13 protein-coding genes are annotated in these 16,389 nt (G+C 60.3%); 4 read left to right on the top strand and 9 right to left on the bottom strand.

The genetic code is table 11. The features are described 5' to 3' along the window. The first annotated feature begins 38 nt into the window (after positions 1–38). Positions 39–260, top strand: coding sequence for a helix-turn-helix domain-containing protein (locus tag EJP69_RS28715; protein ID WP_240652320.1), 222 nt, complete (start codon positions 39–41; stop codon positions 258–260). Between the two features lie 191 nt (positions 261–451). Here the strand turns inward: EJP69_RS28715 and EJP69_RS28710 are convergent, their stop codons facing one another. The 3 genes from EJP69_RS28710 to EJP69_RS28700 form a co-directional block, all read right to left on the bottom strand. After that, positions 452–646: a YqaE/Pmp3 family membrane protein gene (locus EJP69_RS28710; RefSeq protein ID WP_126473787.1), complete on the bottom strand. Its 195-nt coding sequence runs from the start codon at positions 644–646 to the stop codon at positions 452–454. Positions 647–995: 349 nt separating this feature from the next. Further along, positions 996–1,634, bottom strand: coding sequence for a hypothetical protein (locus EJP69_RS28705; RefSeq protein WP_126473785.1), 639 nt, complete (start codon positions 1,632–1,634; stop codon positions 996–998). A gap of 233 nt (positions 1,635–1,867) precedes the next feature. Continuing rightward, on the bottom strand, positions 1,868–2,107 hold the full coding sequence (locus tag EJP69_RS28700; protein ID WP_126473783.1) for a hypothetical protein: 240 nt from the start codon (positions 2,105–2,107) through the stop codon (positions 1,868–1,870). A 474-nt stretch (positions 2,108–2,581) separates the two neighbouring features. On the opposite strand from EJP69_RS28700, the gene EJP69_RS28695 reads away from it, so the two are divergent. Beyond that, positions 2,582–3,892, top strand: a complete 1,311-nt coding sequence (locus EJP69_RS28695; protein ID WP_126473781.1) for a DnaB-like helicase C-terminal domain-containing protein — start codon at positions 2,582–2,584, stop codon at positions 3,890–3,892. A gap of 547 nt (positions 3,893–4,439) precedes the next feature. Here the strand turns inward: EJP69_RS28695 and EJP69_RS28690 are convergent. The 6 genes from EJP69_RS28690 to EJP69_RS28670 form a co-directional block, all read right to left on the bottom strand. Beyond that, the gene (locus EJP69_RS28690; protein WP_126473779.1) at positions 4,440–6,536 is read right to left on the bottom strand and encodes a hypothetical protein; all 2,097 of its coding nucleotides are present in this window, start codon (positions 6,534–6,536) and stop codon (positions 4,440–4,442) included. A 175-nt stretch (positions 6,537–6,711) separates the two neighbouring features. Then, positions 6,712–7,692, bottom strand: a complete 981-nt coding sequence (locus EJP69_RS30130) for a UvrD-helicase domain-containing protein (RefSeq protein ID WP_420824237.1) — start codon at positions 7,690–7,692, stop codon at positions 6,712–6,714. A 9-nt stretch (positions 7,693–7,701) separates the two neighbouring features. Then, a complete protein-coding gene (locus EJP69_RS30125; RefSeq protein ID WP_420824239.1) occupies positions 7,702–8,160 on the bottom strand; it encodes a nuclease-related domain-containing protein in 459 nt (152 codons plus the stop codon). Positions 8,161–8,531: 371 nt separating this feature from the next. Further along, the gene (locus EJP69_RS28680; RefSeq protein ID WP_126473777.1) at positions 8,532–10,007 is read right to left on the bottom strand and encodes a carbon-nitrogen hydrolase family protein; all 1,476 of its coding nucleotides are present in this window, start codon (positions 10,005–10,007) and stop codon (positions 8,532–8,534) included. 1 nt (position 10,008) lies between these two features. Next, positions 10,009–12,252 carry a KGGVGR-motif variant AAA ATPase gene (locus EJP69_RS28675; protein ID WP_126473775.1) on the bottom strand — a complete coding sequence of 748 codons (2,244 nt, stop codon included), beginning with the start codon at positions 12,250–12,252 and terminating at the stop codon, positions 10,009–10,011. Next, positions 12,249–12,911, bottom strand: coding sequence for a helix-turn-helix domain-containing protein (locus EJP69_RS28670; RefSeq protein ID WP_126473773.1), 663 nt, complete (start codon positions 12,909–12,911; stop codon positions 12,249–12,251). Before EJP69_RS28670 ends, EJP69_RS28675 begins: the two co-directional genes overlap by 4 nt. Before the next feature lie 773 nt (positions 12,912–13,684). Between EJP69_RS28670 and EJP69_RS28660 the strand changes: the two genes are divergently transcribed. Continuing rightward, complete coding sequence (locus EJP69_RS28660; RefSeq protein WP_206169395.1) at positions 13,685–15,352, top strand: HsdM family class I SAM-dependent methyltransferase; 1,668 nt, start codon at positions 13,685–13,687, stop codon at positions 15,350–15,352. Further along, on the top strand, positions 15,342–16,358 hold the full coding sequence (locus EJP69_RS28655) for a hypothetical protein (RefSeq protein ID WP_126473761.1): 1,017 nt from the start codon (positions 15,342–15,344) through the stop codon (positions 16,356–16,358). The genes EJP69_RS28660 and EJP69_RS28655 overlap by 11 nt, the downstream gene beginning before the upstream one ends. Positions 16,359–16,389: the final 31 nt, after the last annotated feature.

Here is a 16,389-nt window from a genome sequence, read left to right as displayed (position 1 = left end):
TCTCGAAGACTTCCTGCGTGGCTGGCCCCAGGAATTCTTTGAAGCACCCCGCAGCGTCGGCGCGGGAAGTGCTCGCGCTGAATTTGATCCGGCTACGCGGATTGAGGGGGTGGTCGCAAGAAGCGCTGGCTTTCGAGGCGGGGTTGCATCGGACCTTTGTCGCTCACGTTGAACGTCAAGCTCGCAACATTTCTCTCGACAACCTTGAGCGTCTCGCCTTGGCCTTGGAAATCCGGCCTTATCAGCTCCTCGAGGAATGAGGACATCCCCCTGCATGTTGATCCGTACAACAAAGCCTGATAGCACCGCGCCAACTCATCAGGGCTGTGTACGCACCATAACTAGGTAGATGGGCCGCCTCAAGATGGAATCCTCTATCTGCGATGCCGGCCAATCATCAAGAACATGTGCGGACAGCATTGAGATTGACTTCCGACGCCACCCGCCTCCCTCACACCCTTTGGCTGAGCGCCTTTTCGATCTTCTTGTCGGTCTTGTACTGGCCCAACGCGTACACTGCCCATATCGTCGCCGGCAGCCATCCAATCAAGGTGAGCTGGAGAATCAAGCAGATGACGGCGGCGATCGGCCGACCAATGGTGAAGAACGCCAGCCACGGCAAAATCAAGGCGATCAACAGACGCATTTCTCTTTCCTTTCTGCGATTCAATTCTCCAGACCTACGATCGCGAAGCCAGCATCGACCAGCTACGCCACGTTCATGATCGATATCACCCCGAAGGAACCGCTTCGAACGGCTGCTTCGCAGCCATCGCGCACAAGGATCCAGATCTTCGAGTTTCGGGTGGTTCCGCCCGCCATTCTTCTTGGCACCTCGCCATGCGAGTCACTGCTCCGACTCTCCAAGATAACGCCGGTTCCATGAATTCCAAGCCGAGTTTGCCGAGCAACGGAAACAGTCCGTCTTCGTCACACAGGTGAGCACAGGCTCAGTCGCGCACGCTTGACTTGCAGGTGCGCGGCCACTCCCTCCCTCAGGGGCGCATGGCACTGAGGCTCAAACGCATCTGCGGCTCGAGCGAGCGGACCTGCTCCATGAAATGCAGGCACCTGGCCTGAAGCGCATCGAGCGTTCGATCTGCCATCCGAGCGAAGGCGAAGACATTCATGCGCAAGCCGCTCGGCATCGACGGCCCTCCGGTCGAGGCGACGGGGTAGCGGAAAGCATATGAGCCGGGATCGATGCGGTCCAACTCAAAGAGGAACTGCAGTTCTTCCTCATCAAAGACGCGCAGCGCCAACGGCAGCCTCTCGCGCATTGCAGCAAGCACGGGCTGCGCCATGTCCAACAGCTTCGCCAACGAATGCTCACGCCACAGTCTCGGCAGCAACTGGCGCAGCGCCTGGTCGTCCACGCTCATCTTCGCAATGCGATGCAACATCGCCTTAAGGTACAGCTCGATGGCATGCCGATAGAGAAAGACGGCCGGGCAGGCGGTGTGGTCGGTCTGGCTGGTCTCACCAGATTGCTCCAGCGCGTCGATCAGGCCATGCGCAGCATTGCGATAGGCCTCAGCATAGGCGAGCACATCTTCGGGTGCGCTGGCGCGCCAGTTCAGCAACACGTTCCCATGCGTACCGATCGGGGAGGCACAAAATTCTTCCGTCGTCATGGACGCGACAGCATACGCGGCGCGCCGAACCCGGAAGTGCGAGTGATCCTGAGCCGTGCATTCCGCCGCAGCCCCACCGAACCCCACAGGCCGATCCTTGATGCCGCTCACTTTACGCCCCGCCTTCAGGGGCGCACTACTCAGATCTCCGCCCAGATTGCCTGGGTTTCGATGACCTCGGGGAACCGGTCTTCAGAAAATCCCTGCGGGTAGAGGCTGTCCGACGCGCCGGCCTAGCGAACCGGCACGGAACGTGCCCCCCCGAGCGGCTCGTGCAGCAACCGGACGTCGTCGAGCGGAGCGATCAGAACCTCTTCGAGCGACAGTTTCCAGAAGCTGCGGGAGTACTTGTGATCGCACTCGATCGACGTGTTGACGATCCAGCCCTGAATGTCGGCCGCAGCCGCCGCCACTCCTGGACGCTGCACAAGTGGCGCTTCCGCTGCGCCAAACGTCTCACTGGAGACGGTCATCGTCGCGCCCTCTGTGAGCACCGATCGCACCCGCAGTCGCTTTGCATAAAGTGGTGCTGGCATACTGCCAAGTCTCGCGCCGTGACCGCCCAAGAAACATCGATTTCACCTCGAGCACCACGCCGTCGCGCGCACAGATCAGGTCCCCCCAGCATCATCGGACGCGCTTCGTGGCGGCTGCCAGTTCAAGACCACAGTAATACCGCCCCCAAGCTCGTCTCGATGCGGTCTGTCTCGGTCCGGTACTCACCCGGGGCAACCCGAGACAACCCAAGTTGTTCAGCACCCCAGTGCCGTTGTCCTGCAAGCCGGCAAGCCAGGGCAGTTGGACTAGCATCGATCCGAACCGCAAATAGGGTCGCCCGAGAAGCACCAAGTTGCCCTTCACTGGCGCGCGGTGACGGCGAAGGAAACCTCGGCAAGTTACAAGAAAATGAGCCTGAACGACCGACTGTGACCGACTAGACTGCCGCTATGAAGTACGACGTGTTTATCAGCCACGCAAGCGAAGACAAAGATGATGTAGCGCGACCGCTTGCTGAAGGCCTTCGTGATCGCGGATTACGCGTCTGGATTGACGAAATGGAGCTAAAGCTGGGAGACAGCCTTCGTAGAGGCATTGATCGCGGCTTGGCGGAGTCACGATATGGACTTTTGGTTCTCAGTCCCAACTTCCTGCGCAAAGAATGGCCTCAAAAGGAGCTTGATGGCCTGGTGGCTCGTGAAGACGGATCGCAGAAGGTCATCCTTCCGGTCTGGCACCAAGTAAGCAGGGAGGACATTACAAAATACTCCCCTCCGCTTGCAGACAAGCTCGCGGCGCCCACTTCCAAAGGATTGAACTACGTTATCGACCAAGTAGTTCGGGCTATGGAGACTTCGCCGAAAGTGAGTGAAACGTCACTTGCAGAAGAAGGCAGCGCCCGCGGTTTTGGTGTCGATCAGTTGGTCGCGGAATTGCTCGACCGAGTCGTTGATGCAGCCGACAAGAGCTTCCAAGAAGTGACTGGAGTGCGGACCGGCTTTCTAGATCTGGATCGCGTTATTGACGGGCTGCAACCAGGGACGCTCACGCTCTTGGCAGGACGCCCCTTACACGGGAAGACCGCATTCGCTCTTGAAGTTGCTCAGCACGTCGCCACGGTGGAGAGCCTTCCTGTCGTACTCTTTTCACCGGCAACCTCCGCTAAGAAAACAACAGAACGACTCATTAGCACGATTGGAAAAATCCCTGCCCTCCATATGCGTGCGGGCCAGTTGACAGACGCAGGATGGGTTGGTCTGACTAGAGCCGTGGAGCGGCTCTATAAAGCGTCCATCTACATTCTCGATGAACCATCCACGTCGGTTTATGAATTGCAAGCCGAGGCTCGAAAGCGAGCCAAGCTATGGGGTGGTGTTGGAGTCGTCATAGTGGATTCGCTTCAGCATCTGCTTGGCAATGACCGCACTGACGCCGGAGAGATTTGCAGAGAGCTTAAAAAACTTGCTCGTGAAGTTAACTGTCCGGTGCTAGTGACATCCAACTTACCTCGTACAGTGGAGACTCGAACGGATCGCCGACCAATGCTCGCCGACCTCCACGAAATCAGCAATGTCGAGTCGCATACAGATACGATTCTTTTTGCTCACCGTCAGGCTCTGTATGAGCGAGAACTGGTAGAGCCACACATCTTAGAAATCATTGTCGCACTGCAGCGGGAAATTCAGGGCGCCTTAACTATCAGGCTAGCCTTCAGTGACACCGGCAGCATTGAAAACATCGTTCCCGAACCACGCGCATAAATTTCAACATCTTGATTAGGCACAACCGCGTGAGGCCTGAAATTGAACTCCCCCACACCGGTGAATTTGGCAGAAGCGCCTAGTTCAAATTGGCTTGATACACCCACGAAGAGCTGCTCGAAATTCAGCCTCGTAGCCGTCGCGTATCGACCGCAGCGCCGAAGGAAGGTGTGACCGCCAGCCGGCCGGGGCGACCGTGTAGGCCGCATCGGCGTCTGTGGCGTGGCGCCAGTTATAGGAACCAGGCGCATAAGTCTGCGTGATCTGCGCAAAGACCACGACACAGTGCGCGACACCGCCAGCCGTTGCAGCGATTTCGTAGCGGTGCTGCGCGTTGAGGGGTGTAGCCCAGTGCCCAACCGGCCGAGGCTGGTTAGTCCGCAAGTGCGCGCGTCCATCTAACAATATCGCCGGGAGTGATTGAGACGCGTTCGGTGTGAAGGTGTCAATTGCACGGTCGTGCCCATGGTCCGTCCCGACCGCACTATCAACGGCATCAGGTGACATCGACAAGGCGGAGCGTGTCACCTCCCGCACCTCACTAGCCCTAGTCAAAATCGACCATCGTGCCGAACCAGTCGTCTTTCGACGCCGCGTACATCCGCACCGGCCGCAAATGCAGCGCGTCGCTGTACTGCTTCAACTGAGGGGGATGCTCGAAATAGCGCGCTGCATTCGCCTGCGCTTCGCCAGCGTCGGAGTAAAAGGGCCGACGGATGCGCTCCGAGATGGAGAAGTCGTCTGTGTTCAGGCCGACGTACTCGTAACCCCCTTTGAAGAACCCTTCGAGAACAAGTTCATCAACGATGGGAACACCGCCCAGTGGCACACCAACTTGCGCAACGGTGCTCGTCGCAACTAAGGGCTTGACATCGAAGTCCTGGGGCAGGTTCCAACCAAACTGCTTCATATCTACGATGAACTCTTCGCGATGCGCCTCGATGAGTGCGACGCGCATCTTCACTTGCTCGACGGCATGCTCGATGGCGGCCCGGTGAGTACCGATGGATGTCGACTCGGTCGGTTCAAGGATGCACTTGGCTTCTAAAACGAAGACCCGCGAACCAACGCAAAACAGTGCATCAATTTGCGCAAAAGTCTTGTCGGTACATCGGAATGTGTAGTCGCAAGGGACAACCTTAGCAACTCTGGAAAGCATTGGCGAGGTCGCTACGGCGTTTACGAGGCTTGTGCGCAGATGTTGCTCAAACGCAGGTCCACGGTCTTCAAGCTTGACCTTAAGCTGCGCCATCCAGCGCTCAAGAGCAAAGCGCAGGTTTGGCGGCGCAGCAATCGCTCCAAAAACCGGATATAGCTTCGACGGGTCGCCCGCCGACACTAATGGCTGTGTCCAGAATTCCTGTTGACCTTTACCAACGAAGGTAAGGAATTCGACGATAGCCTGCGCACCGGGGACGGGTATGCCTGTAGCCTCGTGCACGGCGGCTGTCAGTGCTTCTTTTGTGAAGAACGGGACGTACTCGCGCATGTCGCTCAGCGCTTCTGGATCCACTGGCGAATCGGTCTTCTGCGCTAACGATGTCATTTCCCACAACTGACTTGCGGCCTGCGCGATCACCATCCAGCCATCAAAGAGTTGGGACAGTGATGCGCCAGCCAGCTGCGGCTGAGACTCGCTGAGCAAGGAGTCGTAGTACGGCGGGCATGCCATCGTTCTCAACGCAAGAAGCAATGCGTGATTGTGCGAGTCTGCTTTACCCGGCCCAAGCTGGATGCGCTGTTGATCACCGTCGATCAGGATGGCCTGGACTTCTTTAATTTTTGGCGTCAGCCCTTGATCCTGCGACTGCTGGATAACCCGGACGGCGTAGGAAGTCGATTCGATGCCGAGCGCGAATCTTCTTGCCGCTGCTGCACGCGTGCCGCGCTTTGCGTCGATATCCATAGGAATCGCGAGCATCTTGTTGCCTTCGCCGTTAACGATATACGTGTTCCACACGCAATCCTCCCATAGGTTCTCCGCTTGATCGTATAGAGCCCCAAGATTGATTTCCAATCGCACGTCGTTCCAATTGACGTCGGCAAAACTGTCATCGGCGATCCTTGGCAGCCCTGCTAAGGCGACTTTGACAGGTATAGCGATACCATCGAGCATGCTGCCGAGCGCCGCATCCGCGTTGTAGCTGCTGCCATCGGCCAATCTGATCTGAGTCGCCGCGAGGTCACCAATACGAATCTCTCCGGAGATGTTTTCTCCAGCAGCTTCCGCAGATCGCTTCTTTATCTGAAGCTGGAGCGCTTCGAACTGGTGGTTGGCGGCAGCAACGAGTGCCTTAACCTGCGTCTGGGTCGAAAGATGCGAAAGCGAGGACTGCTTGATGGCCTTGCGAATAGCCCCAAGTTTCGAGTGGATATGCTGTCCGGAGACATACAAGGCGATGTCCGCACTATCTTCCGAGGAGAACTCGTCGCGAGCCTTCCTCCAGGCTTCAACCGTGAATGTCTGCCTCCTTGGCCCGGGCACCTTGCCTCGCCTGACTTTTTCAGAAAACTCGCCCATTAGCTTCTCTCTCGTATCGGTGTTTTTCTCCCAGTTGATAGTAGCTGGAGCACAGGAACGGCGCGGGCATACATGTCGCACAGTGCCCTGCTCATAGCCGTCCCATTTGAAGCCGTGCGGCACCCTTCTTCCTTGCCCAACCCACAGCAGCGGGTGGCCCCCTCGTGCCAGGCACTCGCGAGCAAATGAGCTAAGGCATAGGCCCGAGTGCCAGAGGCTCGATCGTCTCCCGCTCACCGAGCTCCATGTATGGCGCAATCAGGTCCACCTCGCGTTCGCCGTAGACGAGACCCAAGCCTCACCATTCGCGCCCATCCATGATGCGACATCCTCCGGCACTGGGTGCCGGTTCTGCAGATCGATCAGCAGATGGGTCTTGTTCACTGTCTTGTGCGCGCTCGCCATGAGCCCCGCGATCCGGTCGGCCTGCGCACGGGTGTTCGGCAGTTCGATGACGATCGGCTCCGGCCCTTCCCTGCCGCAACTCACCGGCTGAACGAGCGGAACGCCATCGTCGTCCTTCTCCTGAGGCCGAAGCAGCTCGGTGGCCATCGCGCTTGCCGTCTGTCTGCAGGATCTGACGAGTGTTGCGGTAGTTGATCCTCAGGATGGTCGTGCGACCCTGCGCCTGCACACCGACGCTCTTGAAACTGAAGGGCTTGCCGCTGCGCTTGTCGTAGATGCTGTGGGCATCGTCGTACAGCAGCAGTAGGCTGTTGGTCGCAGGGTCAACCATCTGGGTGACCAGCTTGAGCCACTCGGGCGCGAAGTCGTGGCCTTCGTCGATCAGCACCGCCAAGTATTGGCCCGACGGAATCATCTTGCGATCCACGCCATTGATGACGTTGCGCACCATCTGCTCCATCTTGGCGCCCACGGCAAGGTCGTTGGACGGCAGCGGCTGGCCGAGCGCCACGAGCCGGTCTCGGCACCATTTGTGGAAATGCCGCACCTGGACACGGTCGGCCAGCCCCTTGACCAGCATCGTCGCCTGCAGCTTGATCGCCAGCGGTTCGTTGTAGCAAAGCACGAGCACGGGCTTGTGCGCGTCCGCGGTGGCCTTGGCCAGGTACTCGGCGCGGTACCCCAGGATCATGGTCTTGCCGGAGCCCGCCACACCGTAGATCACCCGGTGGCCGTCGCCCAGACTGCGCGCGAGTTGCTCCTGCTGCAGGTCCATCACGCGCAGAAGATCAGGGACCGTGGCCTTTTCATCCGCATCGTCGAAGAGCGCGCCCTGCTGCGGCACCCGCACCTCGGGAAACAGATTCCATCGCACCCGATCGATCTACGGCAGCGAAAGCGTGCCGCGCATCAGCACCGGGAACATGTCCCAGAGCCTGCCCTGAAAAGACTCCGGCTCGGCATCCTCCAGCATCTCGTCGGAACAGACCACGCAATTGGGTTCGATCGCGCTCCCGAGCCCCGCCGCGTCGAACTGCTTGCGCGTGATCCGGGTGAAGACAACACAGTAACTCCATGGAAAGGTGAGCATGCCTTTCCATTTGCCCTCATGCTGGATCAGCTGCGGATCGCGCTTGAGGGCGTCGACCACCTGCAGCGCCTGATGCCGGGCCTGCTCGATCGGGTTGGAAACACTCTTCGGAACACCGTCGGGCACGATCGACCAATCGCCGCGACTGGCCTGCTGGATGGTGTCCAGACGCCAATCCTTGGCCTCCAGGATCAGCAAGCCGCGACTGGGGTGCAGCACGACGAAGTCAGGGTGGCGCTGCTTGGGACCGATCGGAACATCGAACCACAGTAGGTAGTCTTCGTTGGCTTCTGCTGCAGCCGCTCCGCCAATCGACGCTCGCCCGAGGTCATCCGGGCGACGCAGGTGCTCAACGCAAGAATCAGGACAGCCATTGCAGATGCGACTACCGGGGAATCGGTCAACGAAGAGGTGAAGCGCAAGCTACCGTAACAGACGGATACGGTCAATCGCTTCGACTGCTGGCCAACTGTGGGGATTCAAATCTCGACGCCCTGTCACCCCAAGAAGATCAAGCACTTGCACAACAACCGAGCTTCTGCAATCCGGTTGGTGATTCAAAGTTGCTTAACTTTTCCTACTCGCCCGATCAATGTCATTTGGCCCCTGAATTTACGGTCCACTTAGAAGCGGAACTGGACGTCGTCACCCGCCCAGTTTTGCGGATCCCATTGCACACTCACTGCCTGAGGCGTACCGCCGTCAGCGCTGGGTTCTATGCGCTTGACCTTGCGTCCTGCGTAGCCGTCATAGAGGATGCTGACGCCGACCTCGGCAGGCAAGACATCGGAGAGTTTTGCCACCCCTTTGCGTCGTACCGTCAGCGTCGTGCTGGACGTCACCACGATGCGCGAAAGAGTTCGGCGGGCAATCTCGATGCTGCGCTGGTGAGTCCAGCGGCCTGGCTCCTGGCTCACGTCGAGCACCGGCGTGAAAATCCAATCCGGACGCGTAGCAATGGCAACCTGTCCCGCAGGGGCCTCCTGCTCGAAATCCTCGCAAATCGTGACGATCACGCGGCCAAGGTCGGGCAGGTCGCAGACCGTAAGAGTCGTGGACGCCGCGATGTCCTCCATGTGGCTTTTGTCGTCGTGCGCAGGATCGCGCGCAACCGAGCATTCCGCCATCCTCGTGGCGGTCATGTTGAACGGGTGAATCTTGCGCTGCTTAAAGAGGACCCAGCCGCGGCCTGTCATGACGGTGGCCTCATTGAAGTGCCGTCCGGTCGAAGGGCAGGGGTCGGTGCTCAAGCCGCTGCCGCAGATCACGAGCGCGTTGTCTGGGGCGACAGCGCGGGCGCTCAACCGCCTCTTCAGGCTCTCCAGCGCCGTGTCGCTGGAGACCAGCTCCGGCAGAGTGATGACCCCGGCCCCTTGGTCCAGGAGGCTTACGACGGCGTCCGTGAGTCTTGTCGCAAGTGCGTCGGGGTCTGTGGGGCGGGCGTCGAGGTACGCTCGTCCGATGCGCGCGCTGGCACGAAAAGTCAGGTCGTTCGCGTCCTCGGCCACCGGCGCAACGCCGACGATCTGCGCCTTTGCATCCGACAGGCCAAACCGATAGGGCGAGACAACGAGAAAATCGATCTTGTAGATCGTGTGAGACGGAACCAGCGTCAGGTGCTCGAACTGGGACGCTAAATTTGCGCCGTTTGCAGTTTCGCTTTCCTCATCCAGTCTGCGGGATGTCAGCTGACCTTTGGGGACCACGGTTCCGATGGTGGGCACGTGTGCATAAGAATGCTCAACAGTTCGGCGTGTCTTCATCTCATCGAGTAGCCCGCCCAGCGCGACGCTGCGACCCGCAAGGCGGGTTTTTCGTGCAGGGTGGATATCCATGGCCGCATCGTCAAGTGCACACATCGCGACAAACGCGCGTTGATCCCGATTGTTCTGGGCAATGGTCGTTGCGAACGTGACGGCCTTGCCCTCCACATAGGCCAGGACCTCCGCTGGGACAGCGGGATCCGGGCATGCGCGAATCAATCTGGTGAGCTCTGTGCACTCCACGGCCGCACGGCCATGCCATGGGGTAAGGATCACCGCCTGCGCTTGCGCTTCGATCAGCTGCCACAGAGTTGCGAACAGTTCTCCGGGCAGCACGTTAAAGCATTCCGGTTGAGAGTGATCGACTTCTGGAGCGCTCTAGCGTCTCCTGGAGGAACATCAGCACCGGGTGCCTGTCTTCGGGCATGAACTCCATGGCGGAACTGAGCATGTGCCTCAGCAATTGCGGCTCGTGCGGCTCCTGGTTAGGGCCAGCGCGTTTGAGTACAAGGTCATACAACAGTTGGGGGTTGCCTGTAGCCCGGATCGTCTCGAGCACCAACTCGCACAAGCGTGGTGAAGGTGCGCGTGAACTTTGCTGGATGAGCTGGGATAGCAACACCTCTGTCTCGGTTGCGCGGCCGAGCTTGAGAAGCGCCAGTGCGCGCATTTCCGCAGTTTCTGGCAACTGCGCATCTGCGGAGTGATACAGCAGCGAATCTTCGAACTCAAGCTTTTCGATGACGGCAAGTGCTTCGCTCCAGTCATTGCGCCGCACGAGCGCATCGGTCTCGACGATGGCCAGTCGTCGCTCGAGGATGGATGTCAAGGCACGCGCATCGAGCAGGTGCGCGGCAAGCGACTTGACCTCCTCGACAATCGCGCGAGCGCGCTCGGGGTGAACAACGGCCGCAACCTCCGCATACAGACCAAGCACGTTGGCGGCTTCGGAGGATCGGCTGTTTCGCATTTCGCGCCCCCCGCGCAGGATCGCCATGGCTCGCTCAAGAACGTGCAGGGCGGCCTCGTAGTCGCCCGCCTGCACATGGCGCTCCGCCAGGAGACGACGTGCGCGCAGGGCGTCGCCGAGAAAACCTGCCGGTACGCGCAACCCATCGAGATCTTCGAATCTGTCGAAGAGCTCGACCATCTTCTGGTAGAGCGGAAGCGCTGCTTCATTGCCTCGTGACGCAAGTGTCAACTCCGCCAGCCGCTCGTATCCGCGTGCGTGGCGCCATGCGGAGCTTGTAGATCCGTCGGACTTGTAGATATCTACTGCCTCGCCAGCCGCCCGCAGCGCTTCTTCGTAGCGCCCGAGGCGTTGCAGATGATCTGCACGTCCTTGGAGCGCGGCGGCAAACCGGATGCGGTAGCCACGGCGATCCTGTTCATAGGCGCGCTTGGCGAGTTCGAACCCTTTTTCACTCAAGAAGTCCGAAGCGCGCGAATCGGTATCGTTGAGCGCATTGGCCTGTTCAACGCAGGCCAGCGCGAGCGCGCCGGTCCAATCGGTGCGCTCCTGAGGTTCATCGAGCGCATCATCAAGCCAGTGCGTTAGCTTGGCGATGACCTCACTGTTGGGTGCGCCCGAGAGTGCTTCCAGTTCCGCAAGGCGCGGATCATCGAAGGCGGCGCGGCGCCAGAAGTAAGAAATGATCGCGGGATCCAACTCCACGGCCGTCAGTTTCCGCTCGGAAATTCGACCAGCGAGGTTGTGCATCGCATCCAGCAGCGAGCCGCTGTCGTCCGGAATTTCCTCAAAGACCGCAAGCTTTTCCTCGAACGAGCACCAAGGAAAATGACGGATCTCGGAGCGCCTGAGTTCGTGCGCCAACCGCGCGGTGGGCAAACGCAAGATGCCTTGAAGCGACTCGACGCAATGACGCCGCGCCGATGTCACGGCGCTGCGATCCTCGACGCGTGAGGGGGTTATGATCATTTCCACGCGAGGCTGCCCGCGCTGCGCTCTTGTTCGCACAATCGAGCGGGCAACTGCCGCTGTTCCCTCGATACTTTGTCGGTTGTAGACCAGGCACATGACCAGTGCATCCGGCAACTGCGTGGTGCATAACCCTGCCGTGTCTGCCACTCCGGTACGGCTATCGATAAGAATGTGTGTGTAACGCTCCTTGGCCCACGCCATGAACGAATCTAGGAAACGCTCCCCGCCGAAGCGCCCGTAGAAGCTGCTCCAATCCAACCCGCCGACCTTGTCGCTGTAGTGGTCGTCCTGGCGGCCCGCACCGATGAAATGAAGGCACCCGGGGCCTTCCAGGGGCAGCTGCAGTTCTTGGACAAGCTCGTCTCCCGGGGCGAGTTCGCCTGCGGAATCCGCCTTTTCGGGGTCCGCCAAGGCCAAGATATAGCGCCAGATGTGATCTACGAGCCCCAGGTAGCGGGCCTGACTGGGATCGTCCAGGAATGGATGAAAGTACCGATGCAGCCCCGGCGCCTCAAGGTCCCAGTCGATGGTGAGAACCTTCTCCCCGTTGGTGGCCAGCGCCCAGGCGACGTTGGCCATTGTCATGCTGCGGCCGCTGCCGCCCTTGTACGAGTAGAACGTCGTTACCTTGGAGGTCATGCGGAATTACTCAGGCGAGGCAGTTCACTGCCGGAGACATTGGCAGCAGGTTTGATTGCATTGAGGCGCAAACCCTGGTTGGCAGCAAGGTCGATCACGTTGGTGTGTTCCAGTGGCACTCGCTGTGCGCGCTGAACACCTTGTTCGACCGCGAGCCGGCCAATGGGGGTCAGCGCATTGAAGACTTCACGCCCGCGACGCTGTGGCGCCACAAGGTCGAGCTCCCGCAGCTTTCTGAGATGGCGACATATCTCCGCGTCCGACTTGGTGACTTCAGCTGCGAGATCGACGTTGCGAAGCGGGTGTTTGGCAAGCGCGCTCAGTATTCCCGCATAAGGGCTGCGCCCAGCGATCGATTCCGCCTCAGAGTTCGCCGTGCGGGCCGCCGCATAGCCCAGCAAGTCCGCCGCTGCTGCGAGCCGCCCCCCGACGAAAGCAGGTGAAGCTGGATCCAAGTGATGCACGGCGTCCACGCGTTCGAAAGCCTGGCGAGCAGCTTGAGCTCCTTCCCCTAGGCCGCTCACCCCCATGCTTTGGAATGCATCTGCTATGCGTTCCATCAAGGCCGAGAGCCAGGCGTCAACCTTTGGATCAACATTTGACCCCTCAGAAGTTGTCAATGCGTTGATTTGGTCGAAAATTTGCCAAGTTCTGGTCATTGCCTAGACCCCAAGAGTAGCGGCGAGGCCGCGCCGGCCTCGAAGAGTCAATGATTCTATCAATGATAACGAAGACAGAGCATTCCTTGAGTGGTCCACAGGAATTTCTGAGCGAGGCGCGGAAGGTCAGCATCACCTAGTGGTGAATGTTGCTGAATGGTCGACCCACTTTGAATCCCCATCAACGCAAGGCCCCCCGGAGAACAAAACCGTAGTACTGAATACTGGACACATACATAGTGCTGTATAAAATGCCAGGCTCCAGACGCTGACCTCCAGGCGTCCGGCAATTTCGTACGCGTGGAGGGAAGGAGCAAGCATGTCCAGGAACACCAAGCAGACATCTCCGACCGTGGCCTCCGTCGCCGGTAGAACACTCGGAAACGCATCAGCCAGTAGCATCCAGCGCTCACTCGCAGGCTCGGCATTGCGGCAAAGCGGCCGCCCCGCGCAGACCGGAGCGAAGACGGAGGACCGAGCCTCGCGCGCGCTGGACAATCCTCACTCATCCAAGGTGACCAGGACGCTTGCCGGGAGTGTGGTGTCCCAATCGAACAAGACACGATAGACCATCGCCCACAGCCTCATGCGTTGTCCGCAGCGCATGAGCGCGGCGGCATGGGCACGCATGATCTGACCCGCGACATGATCGGATCAAGTGCATGGCCACACAGCGCGGGCAGTGCTCCTCGCATCCCGTCTCCAGCCTCCAAGCCGCGACCTGACAGACCTCTCAGCAAGGTGCGCGCGCTTTGCAAAATAGAATGCCCCCGGTGACTCTCGCGCACTCCATCCACCCCGACGACACACCTGCGCTGCGCAAGGAGCGAGGGGCCTTTTTCACGCCCGATGAGATCACCCGGTTCATCGCCCACTGGGCCATCCGAAAGGCAGACGACCTCGTGATGGAGCCCTCGGCAGGCGACGCTGCCTTTCTCGTCGCAGCCGTGGATCGCCTTCGCGAACTCGCACCGGGCTCCGATGCACAGCCCATCGTGGACGGTGTCGAGATCCATGCCCACAGTGCAAAGGTCGCCCGCCAGCGCGTGCTTGATGCGGGCGGCCAGGCCAATGTGAGGCAGAGCGACTTCTTCGCGATCGAGCCCGAGCCGGTCTACGACACGGTCATCGGCAACCCGCCGTACATCCGCTACCAGGATTTCTCGGGCGAATCCCGTGCGCGCTCGCGCGAGGCCGCCCTGCGAGGCGGCGTGTCGCTCACCGGCCTTGCCTCCAGCTGGGCCGCCTTCACCATCCACTCTGCCCTGTTCCTGGGGCAAGGCGGACGCCTCGGACTGGTGCTCCCGGCCGAGCTGCTGTCGGTGAACTACGCGGCGCCCGTGCGCCGCTTCCTCTTCGAGCGCTTTCGCGACGTGCAGCTCGTGCTCTTTGCCGAGCAGGTCTTTCCCGAGGCCGAAGCGGATGTCGTGCTGCTGCTGGCCGACGGGTACCTTGAGGGCCCGGCCAACCACGCCACCATCCGACAAGCCAGGAACGCGGCAGAGCTCGCCTCGCTGGGCGTGGGACAGACCTGGACGCCCACGGACCCGGCTGCAAAGTGGACCTCCAGCCTCGTCGACCCCGAGGCCGTCGAGCCGCTGCACAAGCTGCTGAAAGAAGGCCTCTTCACCAGCCTGGAGACATGGGGAGACACCACCCTTGGCATCGTCACGGGCAACAACAAGTACTTCACGCTCTCGCCCCAGCGGGCCAAGGAGCTCGGCCTGCACACCAAGGAACTGCTGCGCCTCTCGCCGCCGGGGAGCTCACACCTGCGGGGTCTCTCGCTTTCGAGCGACATGCTCACGAAGCTGGGTCGAGAGGGGCAGGCCACCCTCCTCTTCTACCCGAGCACGCCACCTTCGGCCAAGGCCGCTGCGTACATCGCGGACGGTCATCGCACCGGTGTCGATACGGCCTACAAGTGCCGCGTGCGCAAGACCTGGTACCAGGTGCCGCTGGTCCCCGCTGCGGACCTGTTGCTGACCTGCATGAACGCAGACACGCCCAGGCTCACAGCCAATGAAGCGAAGGCTCGGCACCTCAATTCGGTGCACGGCGTCTACCTCGCACCCAAGCACCGGGAACTCGGCTGCGAGCTCCTGCCGCTGGCGAGCCTGAACTCAGTCACGCTGCTGCATGCGGAAATGGTCGGGCGCGCTTACGGAGGCGGCATCCTGAAGATCGAGCCCAAGGAGGCCGATGTCTGGACCATGCCCTCGCCCGCGTTAGTTCTGGCCCGTGCAGAAGCGCTTCGCACCATCAGACAACAAGTCGTCAACCTGCTTGCCGATGGCAGGCTGCTCGACGCAGTAGCGCTCGTGGATCAGGCGCTCCTGGCGGACGTCGGTGACCTTTCAGGTTTACAGATCGAGCGCATCCGGCAAGCACGGGCAGAATTCGCCCATCGTCGCATAACGAGGGGGGCCAGTGGCCGTTAAACAATCCGCAAGAGCGAGAGCATGGGTTCTTTTCGATCGCATCGTTGCGCTTGCAGCCCCCGACGAAATACACAGCAACCCTTGGCGCAAAGGTCCGAACGATAAGCTGTTCTTCGAGCCCGACTATGCGACCTTGGAGCGTTTGCTTGGAGTGCCGCTGCACCTCAAAGCCGGCACCACGTCCGGCGTGCCGGCGCTGGCGCTCGACGTGTGGCTGAGCTACGAGCTGCGACGCGCGGGCTTCGACGCTGACCAAGCTTGGCCGCGCCCGGCTCATCCACGCATCCTTCCAGGTGCTGTGACAGAGCTGCTGAAAGACTTGCCCAAGGCAATGCGGCAGCCACTAGAAGATCGCCTGATCAGAAAGGGCTCGATCCCAGGTGTCACCTCGTCCAGTGCATCGATTCTTGGCAAGAACTACCTCAAGCAGGTCGACGTCATCATCACCGACTGGGTCACGGGACCCGAGCTCCTGATTTCAACCAAGCGCATGGACTCGTCCTACGGCAAGAACGCCCCGAACCGGGTCGAGGAGTCCTACGGCGACGCCAAGAACCTGCGCCTGAGGCACCCTCTCGCCGCCCTTGGCTTTGTGTTCGGACTTCGCTCCGACATTCTTCAAAAAGAACCTTACGTCGCGGATTGGTTGTTCGACTTGCTCGCCAAGCTTGGGCGCGAGGACGATGCGTACCACGCCACCTGTCTCGTCCTGATGGAGTATGCCGACGATGCAGCGCTTCCCGATACGGGCGAAGAGGCGCCCGCCGCTGGTGTGCCGGAACCCGGCCCCGAGGCAGACGCGGAAGAGGATGCACCGGCATCGGTACCTGTCACCCAGGTAGATCAATACATTGAGCAACTCCCAAAGGTAAGGGTTCTGCAGGACAAGACTCCGGAAGATTTGGCGCCTAGCCGCTTCCTTGCGGCGATGGTGGAGCGCGTCCTCAGCGCAACGCCGGTCAACATGCACACAGAGGCGCGGAGGCGACGGAAGGCAGCGCAATAAGAGGATCGATGCCCCATCGCGGCTAGCTTTA

The organism is Variovorax gossypii (assembly GCF_003965815.1).
Taxonomy (GTDB): domain Bacteria; phylum Pseudomonadota; class Gammaproteobacteria; order Burkholderiales; family Burkholderiaceae_C; genus Variovorax; species Variovorax gossypii.
Note: the sequence above shows the minus strand (reverse complement) of the source record. Positions and strands in the feature narration are given on the sequence as shown.

Bases quoted from the DNA above. Each gene is read 5' to 3' on its own strand.
- EJP69_RS28710 (WP_126473787.1), bottom strand. From the start codon at position 646: ATGCGTCTGTTGATCGCCTTGATTTTGCCGTGGCTGGCGTTCTTCACC.
- EJP69_RS28705 (WP_126473785.1), bottom strand. From the start codon at position 1,634: ATGACGACGGAAGAATTTTGTGCCTCCCCGATCGGTACGCATGGGAAC.
- EJP69_RS28700 (WP_126473783.1), bottom strand. From the start codon at position 2,107: ATGACCGTCTCCAGTGAGACGTTTGGCGCAGCGGAAGCGCCACTTGTG.
- EJP69_RS28695 (WP_126473781.1), top strand. From the start codon at position 2,582: ATGAAGTACGACGTGTTTATCAGCCACGCAAGCGAAGACAAAGATGAT.
- EJP69_RS28675 (WP_126473775.1), bottom strand. From the start codon at position 12,252: ATGACCTCCAAGGTAACGACGTTCTACTCGTACAAGGGCGGCAGCGGC.
- EJP69_RS28670 (WP_126473773.1), bottom strand. From the start codon at position 12,911: ATGACCAGAACTTGGCAAATTTTCGACCAAATCAACGCATTGACAACT.